This window comes from Hoeflea sp. TYP-13 (genome assembly GCF_040932035.1).
Lineage (GTDB): Bacteria > Pseudomonadota > Alphaproteobacteria > Rhizobiales > Rhizobiaceae > Hoeflea_A.
In genome coordinates this window covers 368,691-391,394 of the sequence record NZ_JBFRBB010000003.1, presented here as the reverse complement: position 1 = coordinate 391,394, position 22,704 = coordinate 368,691, and the positions used below count along the sequence as shown (strand labels likewise).

Genomic DNA, 22,704 nt, shown 5'->3' with positions numbered 1-22,704 from the left:
ATCTCCCTAGAGCTCCATCGTGGCGGTTTCGCTGCCCGCCAGCGCCATAGCATGCGCGGTCCTGATCCATTCGATCCAACCATCCATACCCTCTCCGGTCTTGGCCGAAACCCGCAGCACCTTGACTGCCGGACTGACCTTTCGGGTGTTTGCAATGGCAAGGTCGATATCAAAATCGAGATAGGGCAGCAGATCGATCTTGTTGACGAGGACGAGCCCCGCAGCGGCAAACATGTCCGGATATTTGAGCGCCTTGTCCTCGCCTTCCGTAACGGAAAGGATGGCGACCTTGAAGGCTTCGCCAAGATCAAACGCGGCAGGACATACCAGGTTGCCGACATTTTCGATGAATACGGCACTGCGTTCATTCGGCGATAGGCTTTCCAGTGCATGGCCGACCATGTGCCCATCGAGATGACAGCCCTTGCCGGTGTTGATCTGCAAGGCCGGTGCGCCGGTCGATCTTATCCGTTCTGCGTCGGCGGATGTCTGCTGATCGCCTTCGATGACGGAGCAGTCGACCAGTCCGGACAATCTTCGGATCGTTTCCACCAGCAGGGTCGTCTTGCCTGAACCGGGACTTGAAACCAGGTTCAACGCCAGAATGCCACGATCGTTGAAATATTGCCGGTTCGCCGCCGCATAGCGGTCGTTCTTGGCCATAATGTCCTGTTCAAGCTGGATCAAACGCGTCTGACTCATGCCGGGCACGGCGACCCCGGCCGGCCCCGATGCGTAGTCGTGCAACGAACCGTTATGATCATGATGGTGGTCGTGATGATGGTGTATTGCCGTCTTACCGGTTTTGTCCCCACCCATTTTGGAGGCGTTTTCGATCTGAACCTCGTCGTGGCCACAGCCGCATATATTGCACATCAGTTCACCTCCAATTCCTTGATCCGCAGTTCTTCCCCGCAAGTGACCTGCAATTGATGCGAGCCGCAATGCGGGCAAGGGTCGTATCGCGCTCCGATAGGCACGTCGCGACCGCACGGCATGCACCATGCGACGGCGTCGGTTTCCTTGATCTCAAGCACTGCACCTTCCGCCAGGGAGTTGCGCGTAACTACGTCGAATCCGAATTTCAGCGCCTCGATCTCAACACCCGACAAGGGACCGACTTCCAGGCATATGCGGGTTACCCGATCATAGTTCTGCGACCGCGCCTGTTCCTTCAAAATGCCGAGAATGTTCTCGCAGATCGCCATTTCGTGCATCAGTGAACCCTCACCTCACAGGCCACACAGGGATCGATCGCCTGAACGACCATATGCGCCTGCATTTCAACATTGTGCATATCTTCACCATCGATACGGCTTAAACAACGTGCCGCAATGCCTCTTGGATGAAAATTCCACTGCGTCGGCGCCATTATGCGGTAATCGGCAATGCGGCCGTCCTCCATGCGGGCACGGTGCAGCAACAGACCGCGGGCGGCTTCTACGATACCGGAACCGGTACCGTGCGTCACAGATCCGCCTCGCGGCGCCGGAGCCGCACCGGTCAGCATCGCCCGTAACTCTGCCGGCAGACGCGCCAGTTCCACAAGCCGGCTGACGAGCCTGACGCCAAGCGTGACTTGGCCCAGGCTGGCAATCAGTGGATCATTCGCCCGACGCGCATAAACCCCGGTTTCAGGAACATCGCCCTCCCGCCCAAGGGCCATGTTGCAAAGATCGATCAGGCTGTCGTGGTCCGCCGGCAACAAGTCCGATGCCTTGGCGCCGATAAGAAAACCGCCGCTTGTGCGCACGGATGCGATTATGCCGGCTGCACCGGAACCGGCCCGGTCAGCCCATGAAAACAATTCATCCAAACTGCGGCGGGCAAGCCAGTCGGTCAACGGCTCGCAGAATATGTGTTTTGACAATCGTGCTTCCGTCTCCGCGATCACCCTCAAAGTGACCGGAATATCCATTTCGCAATCTGCAGCAACCGCGAAGGCATCCATATCGCCATTGTAGTTTGCCGCCAGACGGTCGGCCAGATCAAACAGTGGCCGGAGCGGTTTTACATTTACATCGCGGCCGACAAGACGCGGCCAGTCCAGGGCGATCCTCACCAGATGCTCGCGCAGTGATTCCGCCATGGTCAGAACGGTTCGTGTGACCTGCGTGTTTGTCGGGGGATCCAAAGTGAGGGCTTCCTCCATTGCGATCGCGCTCGCATGAGATTGGGCAATACCACACAGGCGGTAGACCGCGCCGATGATGGCGGTTGCCTCCCGCGGCACTCTTCCGGCAAGAACGCCGGAAATATCTGCGGGCGGCACAAAATCCAAACGCGCGCGCGGATCGCCCGTCCGTTCAATATGAACCACAACCCTGCCCTCAGCGCTCACGACATTTCCTCCGCGTGACGTGCTCCTGACAGGAATGCCCGCCGGCTCAATGGCCTCGGAGTTTTATTCCCGTCATCTTCCGATCCGGCCTTGTCTTCCGGACTTGCGGGTTGATTGCCGGCTGGGCTTTCATCTGCAGGTTTGCTCAACAGTTCCTCGATCGCCGCCAGACCCGCCTCCTCAGCCGTGTGCTGATCCGAAAACTCCAAAACAGGCGAAAAAAGCGAGCATGCCCAGAAGGACCCAATCGCAGGCTCCTCACCTCGGATAAATTCAAATCGACCCGCCGGCAACGAAAACAGCCGCTTGTCTCCCGGCACCGCCTCTTCGATTTCGGCATCTTCGGGCAGCAACAACACATTCATGAACCAGGGCGTCAGCAAAACGCAAATCCGGTAGCCGTTCCATTTTTGCAGGCCCAACGCACGGACGGATATCGCCGGGTTGAGAATGGGAATCCCATCCATGCGCGTTTCAGCAATTTCGTGGAAACAGGTTTCCAGAATGCCGGCTATTTCAGCGTCACGCGTCATCGTCATCCCCACTCAGGATCATGAAGCCCTCTTTGGCGGCATCGCACTCAGGACAGGTCCAGTGATCCGGCAGTGATGAAAACGGCGTGCCGGCAGGTATCTGCCAGTAATCGTCCCCTTGCGACGGATCGTAGACATGCCAGCAGATTTTGCATTCCAGCCGGGTCCGCGCTCCGATCTTGGAAGCATCGCCGCCATAGGAGCCTGCAAAGAAGGATTCGCTCATCGGTACATTTCCAGGATTTCGTCCAGACGTTCGGCAGAATCGGAAATATCTTCCCGCGCTGCACATGCGACCTCCGGGATCGTGGTGATTTCAACTGTATTCAGGATCAGCGTCTCCTGCGAATTGAAGAACCGCACCCACCAGACATTGCGCGTGCCGGCAGCATTGATGCGGCAGTTTCCATAGCCACGCGACAGGATGCTGATGCCGCCATCGCCAAGGATATGGTCGAGAAATTCCAGGTCTTCCGGCGTGTGCGGCAGGAGCGACAGGTTGATCACGTGCGCCGGCGCGCCATTCATCGAGCCCGGTATGTGCGCATTGATCTCCGGCAGCAGCGGCGGCGCGTTGAATATGTTCGGCCCGAAACAGTCCGGTATCTCGACCGCCGGTTTCGCGTCCGAAAAGGCTTGCCTCATGACCATTTGGGGAAAGCTCGCCACCTCAATTGCATCGCCGACGATGAGACCGTTGTCATCGAAGCAGCGTATGCGCCATACGCCAGCCAGCACGGATTCCTGCGCCTGGATATTGGCACCGGCTATGACGGACACTTCCCCCTCTCCGAGCACCTGATCAATCAGCTTGAGATTTGCAGCGTTCACACCGGTTACATCAACGTAGCTGGCGGGATCGTCTCCCGAAAAGTCCTTCAGCAGGTCCAATGTGGCCTCGAGAACGGCTTTGCCTTTTTCAAGCCCGCTGGTCTCTTCCGCCTCCGGCAGGTCCGGCGCGGAATAGGTCATCATGCCGGCCGGCATTTTCATATATTCGAGCCTGCCGCCGTCGTCGTCCTCCGGTTGGCTGCCGGGGCCAACGAGCGCGTCCATGATATTGTTTTCTGTCGGATTATTCATCAATGTCTCCTCCGGTCGGGCCGCTTACTGCTGGAGCCCGGGCGCCGACGCGACGCAATGTTCGGGGAAGGCGAAGGGCGGCGGATCGCTCACCTCGCGTGAAAGGATTTCCGGGATCTGCTCCAGATAATCGCCCCAGTCAAGAATGCGCTGAAGCACACCGAGATATTGTCCGTTTCGAAGGAACACCAGTGCCGGAAATGCGTTGAAACGGTAGCGTCTCTGAAGCTCGCGCTCGCTGTCGCGCGGCACCACGGCCGGCGTGATACGATCGCCGAAGACCTTGATCAACTCGGGCAGGACAACCGCCACATCATCGCTTTCCGCCAACCGGACGGCATCGCCGGGAAAGAACAGCACCACATGCTCGCGCGCTTGCGCATAAACATCCAGACCAGCCGCATCGACGGTATCAAATCCGTGGCGCTCGATAGTTGATTGCAGCAAAGCCGAGAACATGGGCGTCTCCTTCGGGTTCATGTGTTTTCTTCCGGCGCTGGTTTGAGATGATCGGGCAGTTGCGGCTCGCGGCCGACAAGGTCCGCGAACAGGTGATCAAACCCGCTCTTACCCTGCATCGCCATTTCCAGCGCTTCCAGGGCATTGGCCGACTGTTCCGCCGCCTCCTCGGATATGATCTCGCGGGCGGCATCCAGAAACACCATGACCCACGAGCCCGGTTCGATACCGGCGACAAGTGCCGTGTCGACGATGTGTTCGCCGCTGCGGGACCTGGCGCGGGCACAACTGGGGAGTATCTCGATAATCTGCATCGGAACGCCTATGCACATTACTTGCGCTCTCCGTAGACAAGGCGCTCTACTTCCAATTCAAAGTCTTTCGGCCCCTGCCACCTGTCGCTGGAAACCACCCGGTCATCGCCATGGCGAAAGGCGGAGTGGGCACCGGGCCGGCCGTTTTCATAGTTCGACAGGGTTATTTCTCCGGACGCGATCGTATCGGTTTCCGACAGCGCATCGCAGCGGCGGTGAACCGGAACTCCGTGCTTTTCGAGATAGGCGATCACCGTTTCGGTGGCCGGCAGGATCTTCTTCCTGACGACCGGCCGCAGGCTGCCACCGTAATCTTCCAACTCTTCCGGCTGGACGCCGATCAGCAGCAGGTGGCTCGGGTAGTCGCCCAGCATTTGCGCCATGGCGAGCACCTCCTGGAATCCGGTCTGGTGCAGGGAGATCTTCTTAATGCCAAGGAATTGCGGAACTTCATCACCCTCGACGATTTTGATGGTTCCGGGCGGCAGGCCGTAATCGACGGCGTCGAATACAATGAGAATATCGGCTTTGCGGATGTGCTGCACGAGGTAGATGCCTTGCGTGCCGCCGTCCATGACCCGCACATTTGGCGGAAACTCGTAAAGGCGATGAAACGCCTCCACGGCACGCACGCCAAAACCCTCGTCGGCCCACAACAGGTTGCCGATACCGAGCACAAGCACAGAAAGCGGCCCATCGGCCATGGCGTTCTCCTCCCGTCACACCCACCCGATCCTGAATGCGACCGGGTATCACCAATTCTGCAAGCGTCGTGCCAGTTTTCGATGACAGGCAAACTTTTGATTTTATTGCATTTTTGCGATCAGCATTGTCACGTTTCGGATGGTAACTTACCAAAATTGTTTTGTTTTGGAAGAATTCTTTCCAGTTAAATATTCTTCGTCACTCCAGCCTTTTAGCGGCATCGCACCGCATGGAATGCAGACTTCCAAAAAGAAACGGGACCGAACGGTCCCGTTTCAGAGGCGCGATATGCGACGGAGTGTGCCGTGTTACTCGTCGGCAAGCTTGCCATCGTCGCGAAATGTCCGCCAACCCGAAAACATCGACGACATGATGGACTGGCGGGACATGATGTCCTCGCGAATGGCGGCATAGACATGGATGATGACGAAGCAGACCATCACCCACAGCCCGAGATGATGCCATGTGTGCACGTCCTGGCTTTGCCCGAAGAGGGGAATGACCCAGCTCGAGAACCAGGCGTATTGCCAGGAACCCATGCCGGTCCCCTCGCCGTAAAGTGCAAACCCGGTGACGGTCATGAAGACCGCGCCCCACACAAACACGAAATGCATGACCAGGTTGGCAAGCGGATTGTGGCCCGAATACTTCATCGGCTGGTTGGCGATCATGGCATACCATTTGATCTCATGGGCCAATTCCCTCCAGAAGCTGGCCTGCCACAGGGGCGGCAGGAAAATCTGTCGTGCGTGCTTGTTGCCGACGAACGCCCAGTAAACGCGAAAGACGAAACCGATGGCAAACACGTATCCCGCTGCAAAGTGCAGATAGCGTATCCAGCCGAACTGGAAACTGAAATAGGCTTCGCCGCCAATGGACTTGGGAGGAGAGCCGATCAGATAGCCGGTGACGCACAGAACCAGGATCGAGATTGCATTGACCCAGTGCCACAGGCGCAACGGCGCCTCATAGACATAAACCGCCTCTTCCTTGTGATTGGCTGTCGTACTCATGATTGCCTCCTAACCTACCGCCAGGGCGAGCCCGGCAGCGGCAATGGCAAGACCCGATCCGGCATATCCGTATGCGGTTTTTGACAGGAACCGGCCGCCACAGCCGCCGGCAAGGTGAAGCACGGCACTCGCTGCCAGCAGACCGGCCAGGGCCTGCGGCACGGCACCCGCTGCTTCGGAACCATGGGCAGCGCCGTGAAACAACGCGAAAGCACCGATGATTGGGTTTCCGAGCCGTGCCGGGATGCGGCGGGCAGCGGCCATCATCAGGCCGAGCGTCATCAGGGACAACAAGATGACGGGCTCAACGAGCGGCAAGGTCAGTCCACCCGCTGTCAGAATACTGCCTGCCGCGAGCATAACAACGAATACGAGCGGCGCTTGCCAGGCTGCGCTGGATGGCCGTGTGGAAGCCCAAAGGCCAACAGCCAGCATGGCAAGCAGATGGTCAAGGCCGATAAAGGGATGCACGAAGCCGCCGTGGAAAGCGTTCAGCCCGTGACCGTCATGCGCCTGCGCCACGGTTGCGAAGACCAATGCGACTGCGACCAGGGCAGTTTTACAGAAACCAGTCATAGAAAATCCTCCTCAGCGAACTTTGACATCGGCCATTTCCTCGCCGTCCGGCCCCATCACATGGGTCGAACAGGCAAGGCAGGGATCGAAGCTGTGCAGCGTGCGCAGGATTTCAACGGGCTCCTCCGGGCGTTCCACCTTCGTGTTCATGAGCGAGGCTTCAAACGCGCCGATATTGCCTTGACTGTCGCGCGGGCTGCCGTTCCAGGTCGTCGGAACGACGCACTGGTAGTTGTCGATCTTGGTGTCCTTGATGCGCACCCAGTGGGCCAGCGCACCGCGCGGTGCCTCGGTGAAGCCGACACCCTTGACCTCGCTTGGCCAGGTTTTCGGATCGAACCTTGTGACATTGGCCGTTGATGTGTCGCCGGCCTTGATATTGGCGATCAGCTTGTCGACGAAATAGGCCTGCTTGCGCGCCGCCCACTGACATTCGAGTGCCCGCGCAGCGGTGCGTCCGAGCGTCGAGAACAGGGCGGGCAGCGGCACATCGAGTGTCTTGAGCGTGAAATCGACCTGCTCGCGGATCTCCTCATGGCCTTGCACATAGCCGATTACATATCGGGCCAGAGGCCCGACCTCCATGGCATGTCCGCGCCAGCGCGGCGCCTTGATCCAGGAGTATTTCGCCTTTTCGTCGATCTCGACAATATTGGTGGAACTGCCCTTGGCGTCGGGACCCAGCGCATAGTTCGGTTCGGTGATACCGTCCCAGGGATGCAGGCCCTTCGCCTCGTCGGGATATTTGTACCAGGAGTGCGGCACGAATTCCTGGATCTGCTCCGGATCGCGCAGATCCACCGGATGCACTTCCTCCAGCTTGCCGTTGATAATGGCGCCTGAAGGCATCATCAGATTTTCCGGCGAATAATCATTCGCCCTGTCCGGAATGTCGCCATAGGCCAGCACGCTCTGGTTCGAAATCCCGCCGCCATAGAGCCAGCCCTTGTAAAAGCTGCCCACGGCCAGGATATCCGGGATCAGGACATTTTCGACAAACTCGATCGACCGGTTGGTAATCTGTTTGACATAGTTCAGGCGCTCCATGTTCACCGGTGCACCGGCGGACAGGTCGCCATCCATGTTGATGGCGCACGGAACCCCGCCGACCAGCCAGTTGGGATGGGTGTCCTTGCCGCCGAAGATCGTGCGTACCGTCATGATCTCCGTTTGAAAATCCAGCGCCTCGAGATAGTGCGTTACCGCCATGAGATCGGCTTCGGGCGGCAGGATATAGGCCGGATTGGTCCAGTAACCGTTCTTGAACGGGCCGAGCTGCCCGGATTCAATGAACTTCTTCAGCCGGTTCTGAATGTCGCGGAAATATCCGGGCGATGAGTTCGGGTGTTTCGGCGATACCTTCTGCTGAAGTTCCGAGGTTGCCCTGGGATCCGCCTTCAGTGCGTTGACGGGATTGACCCAGTCGAGCGCGTGCAGATGATAAAAATGCACCAGGTGATCATGGACCTGCAGCGACAGCTGCATGATGTTGCGGATCGAGTTGGCGTTTTCCGGAATGTCAATGCCGAGCGCATCTTCGACCGCCCGTACAGAGGTCAACGCGTGGGTGCCGGTGCATACGCCGCAGATGCGCTGCGTAAAGGCCCAGGCATCGCGCGGATCGCGCCCCTTCAGAATTACCTCGAGCCCGCGCCACATGGTGCCGGTGGAGACCGCATTGCGAATGATGTTGTTGTCATCGATATTCACTTCGCAGCGCATGTGTCCCTCGATCCGGGTGACCGGATCGACGACCACGCGCTGGCCGGACGTGTCGAGATCAAAACCGTTTGGTGTACGAAGTGTCGTCATCAGCTTTCATCTCCCTTGTGACGTGCGCGTTTGACGGCACTGACCGCTGCATGGGTGACCGCAGCGGCACCAACCACCGCAGCCGCCGTCACACCGATCTTGTCCGCGTCAGACTCCACGCCAAATCCCTGGATGTTCGTCAGCCGGTCGTAGAAGCTGCCCTTGTCCCAGAAACCGTCCTCGGAACAGCCGATGCACGGATGACCCGCCTGGATGGGGAAAGACAGGCCGCCGTTCCAGCGAACGGTGGAACAGGCATTGTATGTGGTCGGGCCCTTGCAACCGACCTTGTAGAGGCAATAGCCCTTGCGCGCGCCCTCGTCGTCGAAGGATTCAACAAACTGACCGGCGTCGAAATGGGGCCGGCGGTAGCACTTGTCGTGAATGCGTTGCGAGTAGAACATTTTCGGCCGCCCCTGACGGTCCAGTTCGGGGAAGCGGTCGAACGTGACGATATAGGAGATCACAGCCGTCATCACCTCCGCGATGGGCGGACATCCGGGCACCTTGATAATCGGTGTGTCGTTCGGAATGCCGGGCGCCTTGTGAATGGGGACGGCCCTGGTCGGGTTCGGCCGCGCCGCCTGCACGCAGCCCCAGGATGCGCACGACCCCCACGAGATGATCGCCTTGGCGTGCTTGGCCGCGTGGGTGAGTTGTTCAAGGTAAGGCCGGCCGGCAATAATGCAGGACATGCCCTCCTGGTTCAGCGGCGGGTTGCCTTCGCATGCCAGTATGTACTGGCCGTCATATTTTTCGATGGTCTCGTCGATGATTGCCTCGGCCTGGTGACCGGCGGCGGCCATGATCGTGTCGTCATAGTCGAGCGAGATCATCGATAATATGACGTCTTTGGCCAAAGGATGCGCCGAGCGGATGAAACTCTCCGAACAGCAGGTGCATTCGAGGCCATGCAGCCACAGCACCGGCAGGCGCGGTTTGTTTTCCATCGCATGGGCAATCTGCGGCGCGAAACTGGGTCCGAGACCAAGCGAAGCCGCCGTCAAACTGCAGAATTTCAGGAAACTGCGCCGGGTTATTCCCTGCCGGCGCATAACCTCGTAGAAGGTTTCGATCATGCCTGGCGTCTCCTCCAATTTGCCAATTGCGGACCAAATCAATCCGCCCGTCAGCAATGGAATAAGCAATCGCCGTGCCAATCTCGGTTGGTTCAACCAATTCAGCCGGTTATCCGGAATTGCCGGATTCGGGGGAGAGTGGACCCGCAGTTGTTCTGAAAAGATAATGATCGAAATGGAAAGGCAGTTTCCATCAGTTCAGCGAACTCGCGGCCTGCCGACGACGAGATCTAAAATACACCGCCACGGAGGTAGTTTTGTCTTATTAAGCACAGTCCGCATGCACCCAGCCCCGGCTGCCTAAAACCCCCGACTGAAAACACTGCGATTTTCGTGTTTGAGGTGCCGCCGGTCTAACTTGCTTTCATCCAATATTTTCACAATTACGTCTAAAAAATCACACAAAAAACCCGCCCGCCTTGCCAGGCAGGTTCAAATCGCGGGCCCGCAACCACCGAGACCGACACTCGCTCGCCATACCGATCTGACGGAGGCTGTTAGTTCAGCTTCGCCCTTCCACGGGGCTACGATGAATGGATATGCAGACGTGGTGAAATTGCTAGTGACGCACAGAGCCGCAAACGAAGCCGCCTTCGATGATACTCAGTGCCATTTCCTCTCGACGGCGAGGCGTCAGACGGGCATTCTTGTGGATGTTCATTCGGACCCTCCAAGCAAATCTGAAATGTGGTAACTCCAGTCTCCTTGGTTCGGTCCGAATGGACAACCTGCAGAAAGCTCACATCTAGACGGGAATACAGCGCTTGTTGTCAGCCGCACTACAGCAGGCTTCTCCACACCGCCGCCGTCTCCTCAACAAAGGATGTGTAACTGCGGGGACCATCCGGCAGAAGGGCAGCTTGCGCTTCAAAGTCTTGCGCATCTACAGGACAGCCATATCGTTTAAAGTAGCGGTTCATGATCAGAAAATCGAAGTTGAACCATGATGGTATCATCGTTTCCATACTTGCTTCGAATTCTTCCGGCGTATAGTCGGGGTATACGACAGTGCGGCCTAGTGCCTTGGACCACAGCGCAGCGGTTTCTTCGCCGTTGGGCGCCTCCAAGCTCGCCAAGGTGAAAGCTTCATTGTTCGCACGTGGGTTCAGGAGCGCGTTCGCTGCTGCAAGCGCAACGTCTCGAGCGTCGACGCGGGACATAGGAAAATTGCCTATCGGCCAAGGGTAAGCGCCTGCAATAATAGCATCTTTCAGCCACAGATCGTTTTGAGCAAAGTTCGTAGGTCGCAGGATCGTGTGCGCAATCCCAGTGTGCCGTATAGCCGCTTCGATCGCTATTTTTGGACCTGAGTGCGGGACGAGCGGTGAGAGCGTCGACATATAGTTCGACAAATAGACAATATACTTGCAGGAAGCCTCGTCTGCGATTGCGAGGGTTACCAGCCCGCGCTGGGTTTCCAGGGGATCATTGGCAACCAGCAGAAACACAGTCTCAACGCCTTCGAAAGCGCGCCGCAGACTGGCCGGATCATCCATGTCGGCAATAACCGCCTCCACACCGACGGGCAGAGTTGCAGCAAACTCCTTCGACCGTGTTGCAACCCGGATTTGCATGCCGCTTTCATCCAGGATCGGCACAAGCGATCGGCCGATTGTCCCGGAGCCACCAAATACAAGAACTGTCATCAAAGTACCGTTGCTTTGGGTTGTGTGCAGGAAATTGTAGGAATATATCTGCTCGTCTTCAAATGTTTTGGGACACTCTGATCATTGCTCGACGGACGCCTTTCTTGCCTACGGCCACACCGCGAAAAAATATGCGCGGAACTCGCCTTCCAAACGCCAACCGACCGACGCATGCAGTGGCACGAAAAAACTCTCGCCAGCAGTGAAGGTTTCCTCGCGGTCCGGACTTGTCACAATGACAGTTCCGTTCTGCACACAAAAAAATTCGTTGCGGTTGAATGACTTGATGGGGATCTCGCACGGTCCGGACACCAGTGTTCCTACCTGGATCCGCCCGTCGCTCGATTCATAGGCGAGGTTTTGTCGTTGGTGCGGTTCCAACGTATCAAGCCCATCGGTCAGCTTGCTCACATCGTCCAGCTCAGCGTCTGTCGGGTTTGAAATGAGGCGGATGCATTTCAGTTTGGCTTGGTCAGTCTCTGCCGGATAGTCTTCCTTATGGAAGGTCATGAAATATTTCCGATAGTACTTCGTCATATCCCATGCGCAATTAAAACCCTGAGGCAGGAAGAAGGCCTGCCCGGCTGAAATGACATCTTTTTTACCCGCTTCATCGATGATGGTGACTTCTCCGTCGATGAGTTGCATCAACTCAAACAGCGGGTATGGATGGCTGCCCGTTGCGCTGCCGCCATGGTTTTCCCAAGTGCCGGTGCACAGACCGTTGTACTCAAATGCCTTCACCCCACGCTGGTCCGGCACCGGCCCGATCAGCCAGTCGGGCGGGATAACCTCCCAGATCTTCAGACCTTCGCCTGTGGGGTTATGGGGATCCAACCTGATGACGCCAGCCATTTTAGTGTCTCCTGGCAAGGGGGGCGTTCCAATTTCCGGACAGATTTAGTGTGAAGATTATGCAGCGATTTCCCAGGAGCTTAAAGTGAATTTCTATTGGGGCGCCTGGTTTCTGATGGACGAATACCGCCATTGTCTGTTGTAGAACAGTTCGATGTACACGAAGATCGCTTGCTTGGCGGGCACACCGGCCTGCGTGAAGGCCACGTTTTAAGTATGACTTCTGTTGGTTGCAGTCAAGCAGCCCACACCTGACTTTGCTTGCGCCGCTACAGCATCCATCACGCAACGCGTATCAATGGCTGCTATGGTATCATGGGCAGACCTTCGATTAGCTTTGATCGACGGCAGAAAAGTCCGCGAGACCGCCGTTCAATTGCATTGCGACGAATGCCCGCCTCCCCCGAATTGCCCATAACGTGCGACGCAACATTCGTTTTTCGACACAAATGACCCCAAGGCTTTAGTGGAAAAACCCTGGCTGCAATCTTGGATTTGTACACCGACCGCGTTGAAAGCGCTGCCATACCAAATCGATTCAGATCCACTGATTTCGCGAATTGTTGGTTGCAAGGTAATTTGAACCTGCGGTCCAAATCTCGGATGATTGGTCGAGCAACAAAGGGCGGGCCACCAACCCGTTTTGGTTGGTGTTCGATTCATCTGGATTGTCTTGGACTTATTTGGTTGTGTGGGCCCGCAACCAACGCTGTCAGCAGGGGCCTTTCCGGACCGCGGCATGATGGTCCAATTGCACCACAACAAGAGATTTTTCTCACCGCGTCGATCCTTGCTGAGAGTTCGGCACCTGCTCGTTTTGCATCGCGTCCGACTGGCCGCGGATCACCTGGCTGGTGTGGCATCACTGTAGTTCACCCCAAGGGTGCCGACCCGTTGGAATGAGCCTCGGCCTTGCCCTGCTTGCTGTATCGCCCGCCAATCGGGCTGTACGGACAGCGTTTGTTCAGACGGCAAAACCCAAAATCAAGCCCGCGCCGACGGCAACACCTATGACAAACCAAATCAGATCGCGCGCAGTGCCGGCAAGATTACGAGTGCTTGGCAAGCGCGTTGTCTCAGCTGGCGTTGCCCGAACGGAGTCTGTTTCAGCCACGGAAGCCGTCCCGGCGGGAGCAACTTGTAAAACCGGCGCACTCACCTTGCCCTCATTGCAAAAATGAGCAGCAAACTTGCCGAAAAAGTCATCGGCCATTTTCTTGGCAATGCCCTGCAACACCCGGCTGCCCACTGCCGCCAGCTTGCCGCCCAGTTCCGCGGCTGCCTCGTATTGCAGCACGGTACCGCCATCATCCGTTTCCGTAAGGGTGACCTGTGCACGGCCCTTTGCGAAGCCGGCGACACCTCCCTGTCCCTGGCCGACAATCGTATATCCGTTCGGTGGCTCGACATCGGCCAGGATCACATTTCCCTTCAGCCGTGCTTTCACAGCGCCAACCTTCATGGTGACCCGGCCTATGAAATCGGTATCGGAAATCTTTTCCAGCGACTCGCATCCGGGAATGCAGCGTTTAAGAACATCCGGGTCGTTCAGTGCCATCCAGACGTCCTGGCGCGGGGCGGCGATGGTGTATTGTCCGGTCAGGTTCATGGTGTAAGTGCTCCCTTTCTGGGCCGAAAAGCGTTGTCAGACCGAGCAGTAGCGATCCTGGATGTCCTTGTTCGCCAACAGATCGGCGGCAGGCGCTTCATGAACGATGACACCCTGATCCATGATGTAGGCGCGGTCCGATATGCCCAGCGCGCGCTCCACGTTCTGCTCGACGAGAAGGATCGTCGTGCCCTGTTCTTTCAGCCGGACGAAGAGCTCGAACATCTCGTCGACCAGGACAGGCATGATGCCTTCGGACGGTTCATCCAGCATGATCATCTTCGGTTCCGACGCCGTCGCCCGTGCGATCGCCAGCATCTGCTGCTCGCCGCCGGACATGGTCTCGGCGATCTGGTTCAAACGCTCCTTCAGTCGCGGGAACGTTTCGGCGATCCTGTCGATGACCGCATCCTCCTGCGCTTTCAGCACTGATGCGACCAGTCCGAGGCGCAGATTCTCGCGCACCGTCAGTGCCGGCACGATACGTCGGTCTTCCGGCACATAGCCCAACCCGTTGTGAAACCGTATGTGGGTCGATTCCATCAATATATCGCCCGCGTTATCGAATACGACCTGGCCCCTGCGTTTGGCGACCAGTCCCATGACCGTACGCAGCGTGGTGGTCTTGCCGGCCCCATTGCGGCCGATGATGGACACAATCTCACCCGCATTCACTGAGAGCGAAATACCCTGAATGACATGACTGTGGTCGTACCATGCGTGGAGATTTTCAACCGTCAACATCAGTGGCTCCCCTGACCGAGATAGACACGCCGGACTTCGTCGTTTTCGCGAATGTCGTCGGGCGTTCCTTCCGCGAGCAATTCACCGTGATGCAATACGATCAGGTGGTTGGAAATGCCCATAACCAGTTTCATCTTGTGCTCGACCAGTATCACGGTGCGCTCATCGGCGAGCCTGGTGATCAGCTCCATCATGACCAGCGTTTCCTCCGGGCTCATACCGGCGGTGGGTTCATCGAGCAGCAACAGCCGCGGGTCGCACGCCAGCGCCATGGCTATCTCCAGCGCCCGCTGTTCGCCATGGGCAAGATTTTCCGCATGACGCGTCCGGTGCTCCCTGAGGCCGACCAGGTCGAGCAGGTCGCCGGCCTGCTCCTGCATTTCAGTGAGCCGGCCGCGCGGTGTCCAGATATCGAAACGGCTATGCATGGCCTGAATGGCGATGCGCACATTTTCCAGCGCCGTAAGTTCCGGGAACACGTTGGTGATCTGGAACGACTTGGCTATGCCGAGGCGGGCGAACGCGTGCTGCGGCGTTCCGGTAATGTCGCACCCTTCAAATATTACCCGACCCTCGGTGGGTGGGAATGCTCCGGAGATGACATTGAAAAACGTACTCTTGCCTGCTCCGTTCGGGCCTATGACGGCTGTCAGCTGACCGCGTGGGAACGACACGGACACATCATTCAACGCCGTGAATTTTCCAAACCGCTTGGTAATGCCTTCGGCGCGGATGATGTTGGTATCTGTGACTAATTCAGGCGTCATCGTGAAATCCAGTGCAAAATGGATCCCCAGATGCCGCGCGGAAAGAACAGCACGAAGATCATGAATATGGCGCCGAGGAACAGCTGCCAATGGGTGGTCATCAGGGTAATCACGTCCTCCAGCATCAAAAACGCCATCGCCCCGATAAACGGGCCGAAGAACGTTCCCATGCCACCCAGAAGGGCCATCATCACGGCCAGTCCGGACTGGTGATAGTGCAGATATTCGATCGGCACGACGGAAAGGTGAATGGCGCTCAAGGCACCGGCGAGGCCGCAAAACAGGCCGGACAGGACAAACGTGACCCATTTGGTCAAAAGCACGTTGTAACCACAGGCTCTTGCCCTGTTCTCATTTTCGCGGATCGCCTCCAGGACGGCGCCGAATGGAGAGTTGAGGATGCGTGAGAACAGGAAGATCGCAACAGCAGCGAACGTGAGCATGATGTAATATTTGCCCATCGGGTCTTGCATCATGTTCACTGTGGCAATGCCCAAGTCGACTGTCCTGACCGACACGCCGGTCAATCCGTCCTCGCCGCCCGAGTACTCCTCCATGTGATAGATGATGTAATAAACGCACTGTGCCAATGCGAGCGTCACCATGGCAAAGTAGATGCCCCTGGTGCGGATCGCCATGGCGCCCATGACCATGGCGGTAAAACCGGACGCCAGCACGCCCAGGAATATTGCCGGCAGCCACGGGACGCCAAAATGGACCATGGCTATACCGGTTCCATAGGCGCCAACGCCAAAAAAAGCGGCATGGCCGAATGAAAGCACGCCCAGATAGCCGAAAACCATGTTGAAGCCCAGGGCGAACAATCCGTATATCAGCACGTCGATGGCCAGCGCCTTGTACGGTGCGAGAAACGGAAACACCATCAAAAAAACAATGACCGCAGCGACCCGGTGCTCAGCGACAACACGCACCAGTGAGGCAAGACGGCGGCCGGAAATCTGAACTTCAGCGACATTTTCCATTGGCTTATTCATCCCATCAGCCCCTTTTGTCCGAACAGGCCATGTGGGCGGACCAGCAGAACAGCCGCCATCAGCACAAACATGGAAAGGTCGGAAAAATCGGGCCAGAACAGCGACGTGAAAGCGACGACGACGCCAACCAGCAAACCGGCGACGACGGCGCCGATCAGCGATCCCATTCCACCGACGACGGTGACCACAAACGCTTCCACCAGCACCGTCGAGCCCATGTCCGGGATCACACTGCGCATCGGTGCCGACAAGATGCCGGCAAGGCCCGCAACACCGGTTCCGATGGCAAAGACGATCAGCCAGACTTTCGATATGTCGACGCCAAGTACGCGCACGATTTCCGGATCCCGCGCGCCGGCGCGGATGATCAGCCCGTAGGATGTTTTTTCAATAAACAGCCAGAGGGCAAGAACAAGCAGCGCCGTCACCGCAATCAGGAACAGGCGGTACAACGGAAAATAGCCGATACCGATATCAACTGCGCCGCGAAGCAACGGCGGTGTATCGAACGGCACGCCCTCCAGCCCGTAGAGAATACGAACCAGTTCAACGAGCACAAGGCCGAGACCAAAGGTCAAAAGCAGCGGATAGTCGATACCACGGCCATATAACGGCCGCACAAGAAACCGTTCCACCGCCAACCCTAATGTGCCAACCAGGATCGGCGCAAACACCAGCGATATCCAGAAATTTCCGGTCAACCCCAGCAGAAAAACGCCGACATAGGCGCCAACCATGTAAAACGCGCCATGCGCGAAATTCACCACGGTCAGCAGACCGAATATCAGCGACAATCCGACTGCTAACAGCACGAATACAGACCCGAGCGCGAGCCCCGTGAACAGCTGTAAAGCCAGGAGGTCCAATGTGATTCCACTCATGAGTTAACATCCATCAACCGGCCACGTTCGACGCCGAACGACCCGGGGATTCCGACCATTGAAAGAAGAAGCGGGCCGCCCCAAAAAGAGGGAGCGGCTCGCATTGGAACTGCAGGCTTAACCGTGCCCCAGTTCCGAGCAGGTCCGCAGCATGCTTTCGTCCGCTGTTTCCTGGTGAACGACTTTGAAGACATCGTATTCATCGGCTTGATCATCGGCGTTTTTACTTTCGATGATGTAGACCGGCTGCACCGACTGGTGATCGCACTGCCTGTAATATTGCCGACCCTTGTAAAGATCGTATTCGAGATTTTCCAAGGCGGCCACAACCGCGTCGGCATCGGTCGTGCCTGCCGCGGAAACGGCCTGCAGCAATCCACCGACACCGGCATAGCCGTAAGCGCCGTAGTCGGAGGGCGGCGAACCGTCATTCAGTTTCCGGTAGGCATCGTTGAACGCCTTTGCCGTTGGCACCTTGTCCTCAATTCCCCAATAAAAATTCGTGCCGCCAACAACACCGGAATAGGCATCGGCGCCGCCGGCGCGGCGCTGATTGTACAAAAGAGCCGGGGCGACCATGCGCATGCGCTCCTTCATGCCGAAATTCGTTGCCTGTTTCAGCGAGTTCATCTGGTCATAGCCGAAATTGCAGAGGCAAAGGACATCCGGCTTGGCAGCCTGGATGCGCGGCAAGAAAGTGGAATAGTCCTTGGTTGCCAACGGGTGATTGACCTCGGCAACGACTTCGATACCGAACTCCTCGCCCGCACGCTTGAAGCCGCGCGCCATTTCATGGCCGTAGGCGTAATCGGCAATGAGAAAGGCGACACGTTTGCCTTCGCGGGGGAACACATAACGGCCGACTGAGCCGGCGGTCATATGCGGGTTCATTGCCTCATGGAACGTATATTTTGAGAAATGCTTGTCCTCATTGATCGCATCGGACTGCGAGATTGAGACGTAAGGAATGCCCCGATCCTTGCAGATGGTGTTGACGGCCAGTTGCACCGATGCCGAGAGCGATCCCGAGACGAAATGCACGCCGTCATTCTCGATCAGTTCCTGGGCGCGCTTCGCCGCCTCGCCGGATTTGAGCTTGTCGTCGCGCACCAGCAGCTCAGCCATACGGCCGTTCATCCCGCCAGCCGCGTTGAACTCGTCCACCGCCATCTGCGCGCAGCGTGCCTGTTCCTTTGCTTCCGAGCCATAAGGCCCGGTTAGCGGTACCGGGAAGCCGATCTTGATGGGATCGCCGGCGGCCCGGGCGATATTGAACAGAAACGGGCTCGTGCCCAGCACCGCTGCACCGGCGGCGGCCGATTTGATGATTTCGCGTCTGCTTACCGCGGTCCGTCCCGCTTTGCTTTTCTCGTTGCTCATTGTGATCCTCCCTGATCTCAACTTCATGGGTTGTTTGCAATGCCGGAATTCAGGCTTTCCTCCTGCTCCAATATCCAGCGTTACGCCTTCCCAAGACCCTTCAGAATTTTGTCCGGTGTGAATGGCATGTGGGTCAGAGTCACGCCAAACGGACCAAGTGCGTCATTGATTGCATTCATCACCGCGGCCGGAGCGCCTGCGGTTCCGGCTTCGCCAACCCCCTTGGCGCCGAGCTCAGAGGTGCCGGTCGGTGTTTCGATATGGTCGACCACGATATCCGGCATCTCGGCGGCCATCGGTACAAGGTAATCGGCGAGCGAACCGTTCAAGAGCTGCCCTTCCTGGCTGTAAAGGCATTCCTCGTAGAGCGCCGGGCCCAGCCCCTGGACGACACCGCCGCGGGTCTGTTCGGCCACCAGCTTGGGATTGATGACACGACCGCAATCTTCGACCACCCAGTAGTTAAGCAGATTGACGAGACCCGTTTCCACATCGACTTCCAGGTGGCAGGCATGGGCCGCATTGGTGAAAACGAACGGAAACTGCCGCTGCGTATAGTGCCGGGTGGCGACCAGCTCGGGCTGCACGCCCTCTGGCAAAGTATCGCCGCGAAAATAGGCAATTCTGCCGAGTTCGGAAAGCGGCATACGCTCGTTTCCCGTGGCAAGGTCGACGACCGCCCCCCCGCGCACGTCAAGCTGGTCAGGCTTGGCCTGCAGGATTGCGGCTGCAAGATCGAGTATGTTCGCCTTGAGCGCCTTGCCGGCCTGCAGTGCCGCCTCGCCGCCGATCCCCGCACCGCGTGACGCCCAGGTGCCGCCGCCATAGGGGACAATTTCCGTGTCGCCCGTTAATACGCGCACCTGTTCGATGGGCACACCGACGGCGGTTGCCGCGACCTGCGCAATGATGGTTTCAGTGCCCTGCCCCTGTTCGGTAACGCCGGTCGTTGCGGTAATGCCGCCCGTCGGGTCAAGCCGGATCGTGCAGCCATCCTGCGAAGCGATGCGTGCACCACCAACGCCATAAAAGGCCGGACTGGGATTTGTTACTTCTATGAGGCTGGCAAATCCTATGCCGCGATAGGTTTTCCGGTCACGCATCCTTGCCTGTTCGCTGCGCAATCCGGCGTAATCCATGATCTCAATCAGCTTGTCCATGCACTGGTGATGAGACTGCCGCTCATAGATGGAGCCGGAGGGCGAAGTATAGGGGTACGCGTCGTCCGGGATAAAACTGTTACGCCGCACCGCCACCGGATCCATCGCCAGTTTCCGCGCGCCGAGATCCATCAGGTGCTCTCCGACCGCGACCGCGATCGGGTGACCGACGCCACGATATTGGCACATGACGTTCTTGTTCTGAAAAACGACTTTGCCGTCGGCCCGGTAGCTTGTGTGTTTATAAGGTCCACCGGTCAGGTTCACGACCTGGTTCAGTTCAATGCCGCTGGTGCGCGGGTAGACCGAATACGGACCGACCCCGGTGAGGTCATCCATATCGATAGCCAGTAGCTCGCCCCGGCTGTTGAACGCGGCACGCGCCTTGACCAAATGATCGCGGGCATGGATGTCGGTGACGAAGCTTTCAAGCCTGTCGGCAATGAACTTGACCGGACGGCCAAGGACAACAGCGATCGCACCGGCCGCCATTTCGTCCGAATAGGTGTGGATCTTGAGACCGAAGGAGCCGCCGACATCCTTGCAGATGACACGGACCTTGTTCTCATCGATGCCGAGGTGCTTGGCAAAGATGTTCTTCGACATGTGCGGGCACTGCACCGACATGTAGAGCGTCAGCTCGCCTTCTGCGGTCCGGTAATCGCATATGATCGAGCGCGGTTCCATTGCCACGCCGGTATGCCGGTTAAAATGCAATGTATCTTCAACCACAGCTGCAGCGTCGGCAAAGGCAGCATCGACATCTCCCGAATCGACAACACGGTGGAAGCACAGATTGTCTCCCAGTTCCGGATGGATCACCGGGGTATCGGGCGCCAGGGCCGTAGACATGTCGGTGACTGGCGTCAGTTCCTCATATTCTACAAAGATCTGCTCGGCGGCGTCCTCTGCCAAAGCCCGTGAAACCGCTGCCACGGCCACCACCGGCTCGCCCTGCCAGAATACCTTGCCGTTGGCCAAAGGCCATTGCTCGGCGGATTTGATCCCTTTCAGATGATCAAGGACGCCGACCCAGGGCGTTATCACCTCGCGGATATCGTCCATGGTGAAGACACCGACCACACCCGGCATTGCCAGCGCGCCTTGTGTATCGATAGAAACGATTTTTGCGTGGGCGAATGAGCTTCGATGAAACGCCAGATGCACCATGCGCGGCAGTTCTATGTCATCGACAAATGTGCCTTGACCCTGCACCAGCCGCTTTGCATTGGGCCTTCGCACGGTCTTGCCGACATAGGAATTCGGTTGGTCCAGCACGGAAGGTTTCAGGTGCTCGTTCATCAGCTCCGCTCCGCCCTTTTCCTGGCGACCTGTTCGACAGCGTCGACGATCGACTGGTAACCGGTGCACCGGCAATAGTTGCCCGACAGGTGTTCCCGGATTTCTGTGCGTGACGGCGAAAGGGTATCTTGCAGAAGTTCATCCGCCGTCAGCAGCATTCCGGGTGTGCAGAAGCCGCACTGCAGTGCATTGTTTTCAATGAAAGCCTCCTGAAGGTCCGCCACACGGCCATTGCCCGTCGCACCCTCTATCGTCTCAACCTCCAGGCCGTCGCATTGGATTGCCAGCGTCAGACAGCCTCTCGCCGTCCTGCCTTCGACCCGAACCGTGCAAGCACCGCATACGCCGTGCTCACACCCCAGATGCGTGCCGGTATATCCTTCCGCTCGAAGAAAGTCGGCAAGGCTGAGCCGGGGTTCGACGGCACGGCTCGCCGGCTCGCCATTGACCCTGATGGTGATTGCAATGGGCGATGTCATACTGCAACTCCCTGACTTGCAAAGGTTTCCAGCGCCCGCCGCGTCAGCACCTGCATCATGGTCAGCTTGGCGGCACTCGATGTGGTGAGATCGTCAAACGGTGTGATCGTGTCCGCGATGGCGCCGCAAATGGCCTCGGCATCGATATTCTCAAGCGGCACTCCCTGCAGGGCGAGCTCGGCGCGGTCCGCTCGTATGGCCACTTCGCTTACAGCAAAAAACACCAGTCGCGCGTCGGCAATTATCCCGTCGCGCACGGTTGCCTGCGAAGCAAGCCCGGCGATGGCATAGTCGCCCTTGCGTCGCGCAACCTCGTCAAAGAAAAACACATTTTCAGGGTTCGCCGTGGGCACATCGACCGAAATGAGAACCTCATCATCGGCGAGACAGGTCATGTAGGTTCCTAGAAAAAAATCCTGTGCGCATACCGAGCGCGGGCCGGTTTTTCCATGAATATTGAAACGGGCATCAAGGGCAAGCACGCATGCGGGCAGTTCCGCCGCCGGGTCTGCGTGGCACAACGACCCCCCGAAAGTGCCCCGATTTCGGATCGTTGCGTGCGCGATACTCGGCATGGCCATTGCGATCAGCGGAGCGTGTTTTGCCACCTCCGGCGCGTTGAGAACCTCGACATGACGGCACATGGCTCCAATGCGGAGCACGTCGTCCCGCACCTCGATCCCGCGGAACTCAGCCACGTTGGAAATGTCGATAAGAACCTCGGGGGCGGCAAATCGCATGTTCATGGTGGGAATGAGGCTTTGCCCGCCGGCCAGAACCTTCGCCTCGTCGCCCCGCTCTTCAAGCACTGAGAGAACTTCACCCAGTGATCCGGCCCGGACATATTCGAATGGCGTCGGCTTCACGCCGGATCCTCCCGCTTTCGTTATTTATCATTTGATAATTAATTATATATCGCTTGATAAATAATGAGTCAACACTCAATTATGATGTGACGAATCGGCAAGGCT

The 22,704-nt window shown here is 57.7% G+C and carries 24 protein-coding genes; all 24 read right to left on the bottom strand.

All coding sequences use genetic code 11. The annotated features are described in order from the left end of the window. Nucleotides 1-6: 6 nt before the first annotated feature. Nucleotides 7-876 carry a hydrogenase nickel incorporation protein HypB gene (hypB, locus tag ABVT35_RS18945; RefSeq protein WP_368468427.1) on the bottom strand — a complete coding sequence of 290 codons (870 nt, stop codon included), beginning with the start codon at nucleotides 874-876 and terminating at the stop codon, nucleotides 7-9. Further along, complete coding sequence (gene hypA / locus ABVT35_RS18940) at nucleotides 876-1,217, bottom strand: hydrogenase maturation nickel metallochaperone HypA (protein ID WP_368468426.1); 342 nt, start codon at nucleotides 1,215-1,217, stop codon at nucleotides 876-878. The genes hypB and hypA overlap by 1 nt, the downstream gene beginning before the upstream one ends. Further along, nucleotides 1,217-2,341: a nickel-dependent hydrogenase large subunit gene (locus ABVT35_RS18935; protein WP_368468424.1), complete on the bottom strand. Its 1,125-nt coding sequence runs from the start codon at nucleotides 2,339-2,341 to the stop codon at nucleotides 1,217-1,219. The genes hypA and ABVT35_RS18935 overlap by 1 nt, the downstream gene beginning before the upstream one ends. Continuing rightward, the gene (gene hybE, locus ABVT35_RS18930; protein ID WP_368468422.1) at nucleotides 2,338-2,874 is read right to left on the bottom strand and encodes a [NiFe]-hydrogenase assembly chaperone HybE; all 537 of its coding nucleotides are present in this window, start codon (nucleotides 2,872-2,874) and stop codon (nucleotides 2,338-2,340) included. Before hybE ends, ABVT35_RS18935 begins: the two co-directional genes overlap by 4 nt. Then, nucleotides 2,864-3,100: a rubredoxin gene (locus ABVT35_RS18925; RefSeq protein WP_368468421.1), complete on the bottom strand. Its 237-nt coding sequence runs from the start codon at nucleotides 3,098-3,100 to the stop codon at nucleotides 2,864-2,866. Before ABVT35_RS18925 ends, hybE begins: the two co-directional genes overlap by 11 nt. Next, on the bottom strand, nucleotides 3,097-3,957 hold the full coding sequence (locus ABVT35_RS18920; RefSeq protein ID WP_368468420.1) for a hydrogenase expression/formation C-terminal domain-containing protein: 861 nt from the start codon (nucleotides 3,955-3,957) through the stop codon (nucleotides 3,097-3,099). The genes ABVT35_RS18925 and ABVT35_RS18920 overlap by 4 nt, the downstream gene beginning before the upstream one ends. A gap of 24 nt (nucleotides 3,958-3,981) precedes the next feature. After that, a complete protein-coding gene (locus ABVT35_RS18915) occupies nucleotides 3,982-4,437 on the bottom strand; it encodes a hydrogenase-1 expression HyaE (protein ID WP_368468418.1) in 456 nt (151 codons plus the stop codon). Then, nucleotides 4,434-4,748 (bottom strand): HypC/HybG/HupF family hydrogenase formation chaperone, encoded by a 315-nt coding sequence (locus tag ABVT35_RS18910; protein ID WP_368468417.1) that lies wholly within the window; start codon nucleotides 4,746-4,748, stop codon nucleotides 4,434-4,436. Before ABVT35_RS18910 ends, ABVT35_RS18915 begins: the two co-directional genes overlap by 4 nt. After that, nucleotides 4,748-5,434 carry a HyaD/HybD family hydrogenase maturation endopeptidase gene (locus tag ABVT35_RS18905; RefSeq protein ID WP_368468415.1) on the bottom strand — a complete coding sequence of 229 codons (687 nt, stop codon included), beginning with the start codon at nucleotides 5,432-5,434 and terminating at the stop codon, nucleotides 4,748-4,750. Before ABVT35_RS18905 ends, ABVT35_RS18910 begins: the two co-directional genes overlap by 1 nt. 309 nt (nucleotides 5,435-5,743) lie before the next feature. Further along, nucleotides 5,744-6,448, bottom strand: a complete 705-nt coding sequence (cybH, locus tag ABVT35_RS18900) for a Ni/Fe-hydrogenase, b-type cytochrome subunit (RefSeq protein WP_368468414.1) — start codon at nucleotides 6,446-6,448, stop codon at nucleotides 5,744-5,746. Between the two features lie 9 nt (nucleotides 6,449-6,457). Beyond that, entirely contained in the window at nucleotides 6,458-7,024 is a 567-nt protein-coding gene (locus ABVT35_RS18895; RefSeq protein WP_368468413.1) for a HupE/UreJ family protein, read from the bottom strand. A gap of 12 nt (nucleotides 7,025-7,036) precedes the next feature. Further along, nucleotides 7,037-8,836, bottom strand: a complete 1,800-nt coding sequence (locus ABVT35_RS18890; RefSeq protein WP_368468411.1) for a nickel-dependent hydrogenase large subunit — start codon at nucleotides 8,834-8,836, stop codon at nucleotides 7,037-7,039. Next, nucleotides 8,836-9,915: a hydrogenase small subunit gene (locus tag ABVT35_RS18885; RefSeq protein WP_368468409.1), complete on the bottom strand. Its 1,080-nt coding sequence runs from the start codon at nucleotides 9,913-9,915 to the stop codon at nucleotides 8,836-8,838. Before ABVT35_RS18885 ends, ABVT35_RS18890 begins: the two co-directional genes overlap by 1 nt. A gap of 779 nt (nucleotides 9,916-10,694) precedes the next feature. Continuing rightward, nucleotides 10,695-11,561 carry an SDR family oxidoreductase gene (locus ABVT35_RS18880; RefSeq protein WP_368468855.1) on the bottom strand — a complete coding sequence of 289 codons (867 nt, stop codon included), beginning with the start codon at nucleotides 11,559-11,561 and terminating at the stop codon, nucleotides 10,695-10,697. Between the two features lie 108 nt (nucleotides 11,562-11,669). After that, entirely contained in the window at nucleotides 11,670-12,416 is a 747-nt protein-coding gene (locus ABVT35_RS18875; RefSeq protein WP_368468407.1) for a cupin domain-containing protein, read from the bottom strand. A gap of 964 nt (nucleotides 12,417-13,380) precedes the next feature. Beyond that, complete coding sequence (locus ABVT35_RS18870) at nucleotides 13,381-14,025, bottom strand: carbon monoxide dehydrogenase subunit G (RefSeq protein ID WP_368468405.1); 645 nt, start codon at nucleotides 14,023-14,025, stop codon at nucleotides 13,381-13,383. A 36-nt stretch (nucleotides 14,026-14,061) separates the two neighbouring features. Next, complete coding sequence (locus ABVT35_RS18865) at nucleotides 14,062-14,769, bottom strand: ABC transporter ATP-binding protein (protein ID WP_368468403.1); 708 nt, start codon at nucleotides 14,767-14,769, stop codon at nucleotides 14,062-14,064. Then, nucleotides 14,769-15,536: an ABC transporter ATP-binding protein gene (locus ABVT35_RS18860; protein WP_368468401.1), complete on the bottom strand. Its 768-nt coding sequence runs from the start codon at nucleotides 15,534-15,536 to the stop codon at nucleotides 14,769-14,771. Before ABVT35_RS18860 ends, ABVT35_RS18865 begins: the two co-directional genes overlap by 1 nt. Beyond that, nucleotides 15,533-16,519 carry a branched-chain amino acid ABC transporter permease gene (locus tag ABVT35_RS18855; RefSeq protein WP_368468400.1) on the bottom strand — a complete coding sequence of 329 codons (987 nt, stop codon included), beginning with the start codon at nucleotides 16,517-16,519 and terminating at the stop codon, nucleotides 15,533-15,535. The genes ABVT35_RS18860 and ABVT35_RS18855 overlap by 4 nt, the downstream gene beginning before the upstream one ends. Nucleotides 16,520-16,527: 8 nt before the next feature. Continuing rightward, complete coding sequence (locus ABVT35_RS18850) at nucleotides 16,528-17,412, bottom strand: branched-chain amino acid ABC transporter permease (protein ID WP_368468399.1); 885 nt, start codon at nucleotides 17,410-17,412, stop codon at nucleotides 16,528-16,530. Nucleotides 17,413-17,529: 117 nt separating this feature from the next. Continuing rightward, the gene (locus ABVT35_RS18845; RefSeq protein ID WP_368468397.1) at nucleotides 17,530-18,792 is read right to left on the bottom strand and encodes an ABC transporter substrate-binding protein; all 1,263 of its coding nucleotides are present in this window, start codon (nucleotides 18,790-18,792) and stop codon (nucleotides 17,530-17,532) included. Between the two features lie 80 nt (nucleotides 18,793-18,872). Beyond that, on the bottom strand, nucleotides 18,873-21,254 hold the full coding sequence (locus tag ABVT35_RS18840; RefSeq protein ID WP_368468396.1) for a xanthine dehydrogenase family protein molybdopterin-binding subunit: 2,382 nt from the start codon (nucleotides 21,252-21,254) through the stop codon (nucleotides 18,873-18,875). After that, entirely contained in the window at nucleotides 21,254-21,733 is a 480-nt protein-coding gene (locus ABVT35_RS18835; RefSeq protein WP_368468395.1) for a (2Fe-2S)-binding protein, read from the bottom strand. The genes ABVT35_RS18840 and ABVT35_RS18835 overlap by 1 nt, the downstream gene beginning before the upstream one ends. Further along, complete coding sequence (locus tag ABVT35_RS18830) at nucleotides 21,730-22,599, bottom strand: xanthine dehydrogenase family protein subunit M (RefSeq protein ID WP_368468393.1); 870 nt, start codon at nucleotides 22,597-22,599, stop codon at nucleotides 21,730-21,732. The genes ABVT35_RS18835 and ABVT35_RS18830 overlap by 4 nt, the downstream gene beginning before the upstream one ends. Nucleotides 22,600-22,704 lie beyond the last annotated feature (105 nt).

Bases quoted from the DNA above. Each gene is read 5' to 3' on its own strand.
- ABVT35_RS18840 (WP_368468396.1), bottom strand. From the start codon at position 21,254: ATGAACGAGCACCTGAAACCTTCCGTGCTGGACCAACCGAATTCCTAT.
- ABVT35_RS18880 (WP_368468855.1), bottom strand. From the start codon at position 11,561: ATGACAGTTCTTGTATTTGGTGGCTCCGGGACAATCGGCCGATCGCTT.
- ABVT35_RS18865 (WP_368468403.1), bottom strand. From the start codon at position 14,769: ATGTTGACGGTTGAAAATCTCCACGCATGGTACGACCACAGTCATGTC.
- ABVT35_RS18885 (WP_368468409.1), bottom strand. From the start codon at position 9,915: ATGATCGAAACCTTCTACGAGGTTATGCGCCGGCAGGGAATAACCCGG.
- ABVT35_RS18920 (WP_368468420.1), bottom strand. From the start codon at position 3,957: ATGAATAATCCGACAGAAAACAATATCATGGACGCGCTCGTTGGCCCC.
- hybE (WP_368468422.1), bottom strand. From the start codon at position 2,874: ATGACGCGTGACGCTGAAATAGCCGGCATTCTGGAAACCTGTTTCCAC.
- ABVT35_RS18905 (WP_368468415.1), bottom strand. From the start codon at position 5,434: ATGGCCGATGGGCCGCTTTCTGTGCTTGTGCTCGGTATCGGCAACCTG.
- ABVT35_RS18855 (WP_368468400.1), bottom strand. From the start codon at position 16,519: ATGGAAAATGTCGCTGAAGTTCAGATTTCCGGCCGCCGTCTTGCCTCA.
- hypB (WP_368468427.1), bottom strand. From the start codon at position 876: ATGTGCAATATATGCGGCTGTGGCCACGACGAGGTTCAGATCGAAAAC.
- ABVT35_RS18835 (WP_368468395.1), bottom strand. From the start codon at position 21,733: ATGACATCGCCCATTGCAATCACCATCAGGGTCAATGGCGAGCCGGCG.
- ABVT35_RS18875 (WP_368468407.1), bottom strand. From the start codon at position 12,416: ATGGCTGGCGTCATCAGGTTGGATCCCCATAACCCCACAGGCGAAGGT.
- ABVT35_RS18860 (WP_368468401.1), bottom strand. From the start codon at position 15,536: ATGACGCCTGAATTAGTCACAGATACCAACATCATCCGCGCCGAAGGC.
- ABVT35_RS18915 (WP_368468418.1), bottom strand. From the start codon at position 4,437: ATGAACCCGAAGGAGACGCCCATGTTCTCGGCTTTGCTGCAATCAACT.
- ABVT35_RS18910 (WP_368468417.1), bottom strand. From the start codon at position 4,748: ATGTGCATAGGCGTTCCGATGCAGATTATCGAGATACTCCCCAGTTGT.
- hypA (WP_368468426.1), bottom strand. From the start codon at position 1,217: ATGCACGAAATGGCGATCTGCGAGAACATTCTCGGCATTTTGAAGGAA.
- ABVT35_RS18925 (WP_368468421.1), bottom strand. From the start codon at position 3,100: ATGAGCGAATCCTTCTTTGCAGGCTCCTATGGCGGCGATGCTTCCAAG.
- ABVT35_RS18845 (WP_368468397.1), bottom strand. From the start codon at position 18,792: ATGAGCAACGAGAAAAGCAAAGCGGGACGGACCGCGGTAAGCAGACGC.
- ABVT35_RS18850 (WP_368468399.1), bottom strand. From the start codon at position 17,412: ATGAGTGGAATCACATTGGACCTCCTGGCTTTACAGCTGTTCACGGGG.
- cybH (WP_368468414.1), bottom strand. From the start codon at position 6,448: ATGAGTACGACAGCCAATCACAAGGAAGAGGCGGTTTATGTCTATGAG.
- ABVT35_RS18895 (WP_368468413.1), bottom strand. From the start codon at position 7,024: ATGACTGGTTTCTGTAAAACTGCCCTGGTCGCAGTCGCATTGGTCTTC.
- ABVT35_RS18870 (WP_368468405.1), bottom strand. From the start codon at position 14,025: ATGAACCTGACCGGACAATACACCATCGCCGCCCCGCGCCAGGACGTC.
- ABVT35_RS18890 (WP_368468411.1), bottom strand. From the start codon at position 8,836: ATGACGACACTTCGTACACCAAACGGTTTTGATCTCGACACGTCCGGC.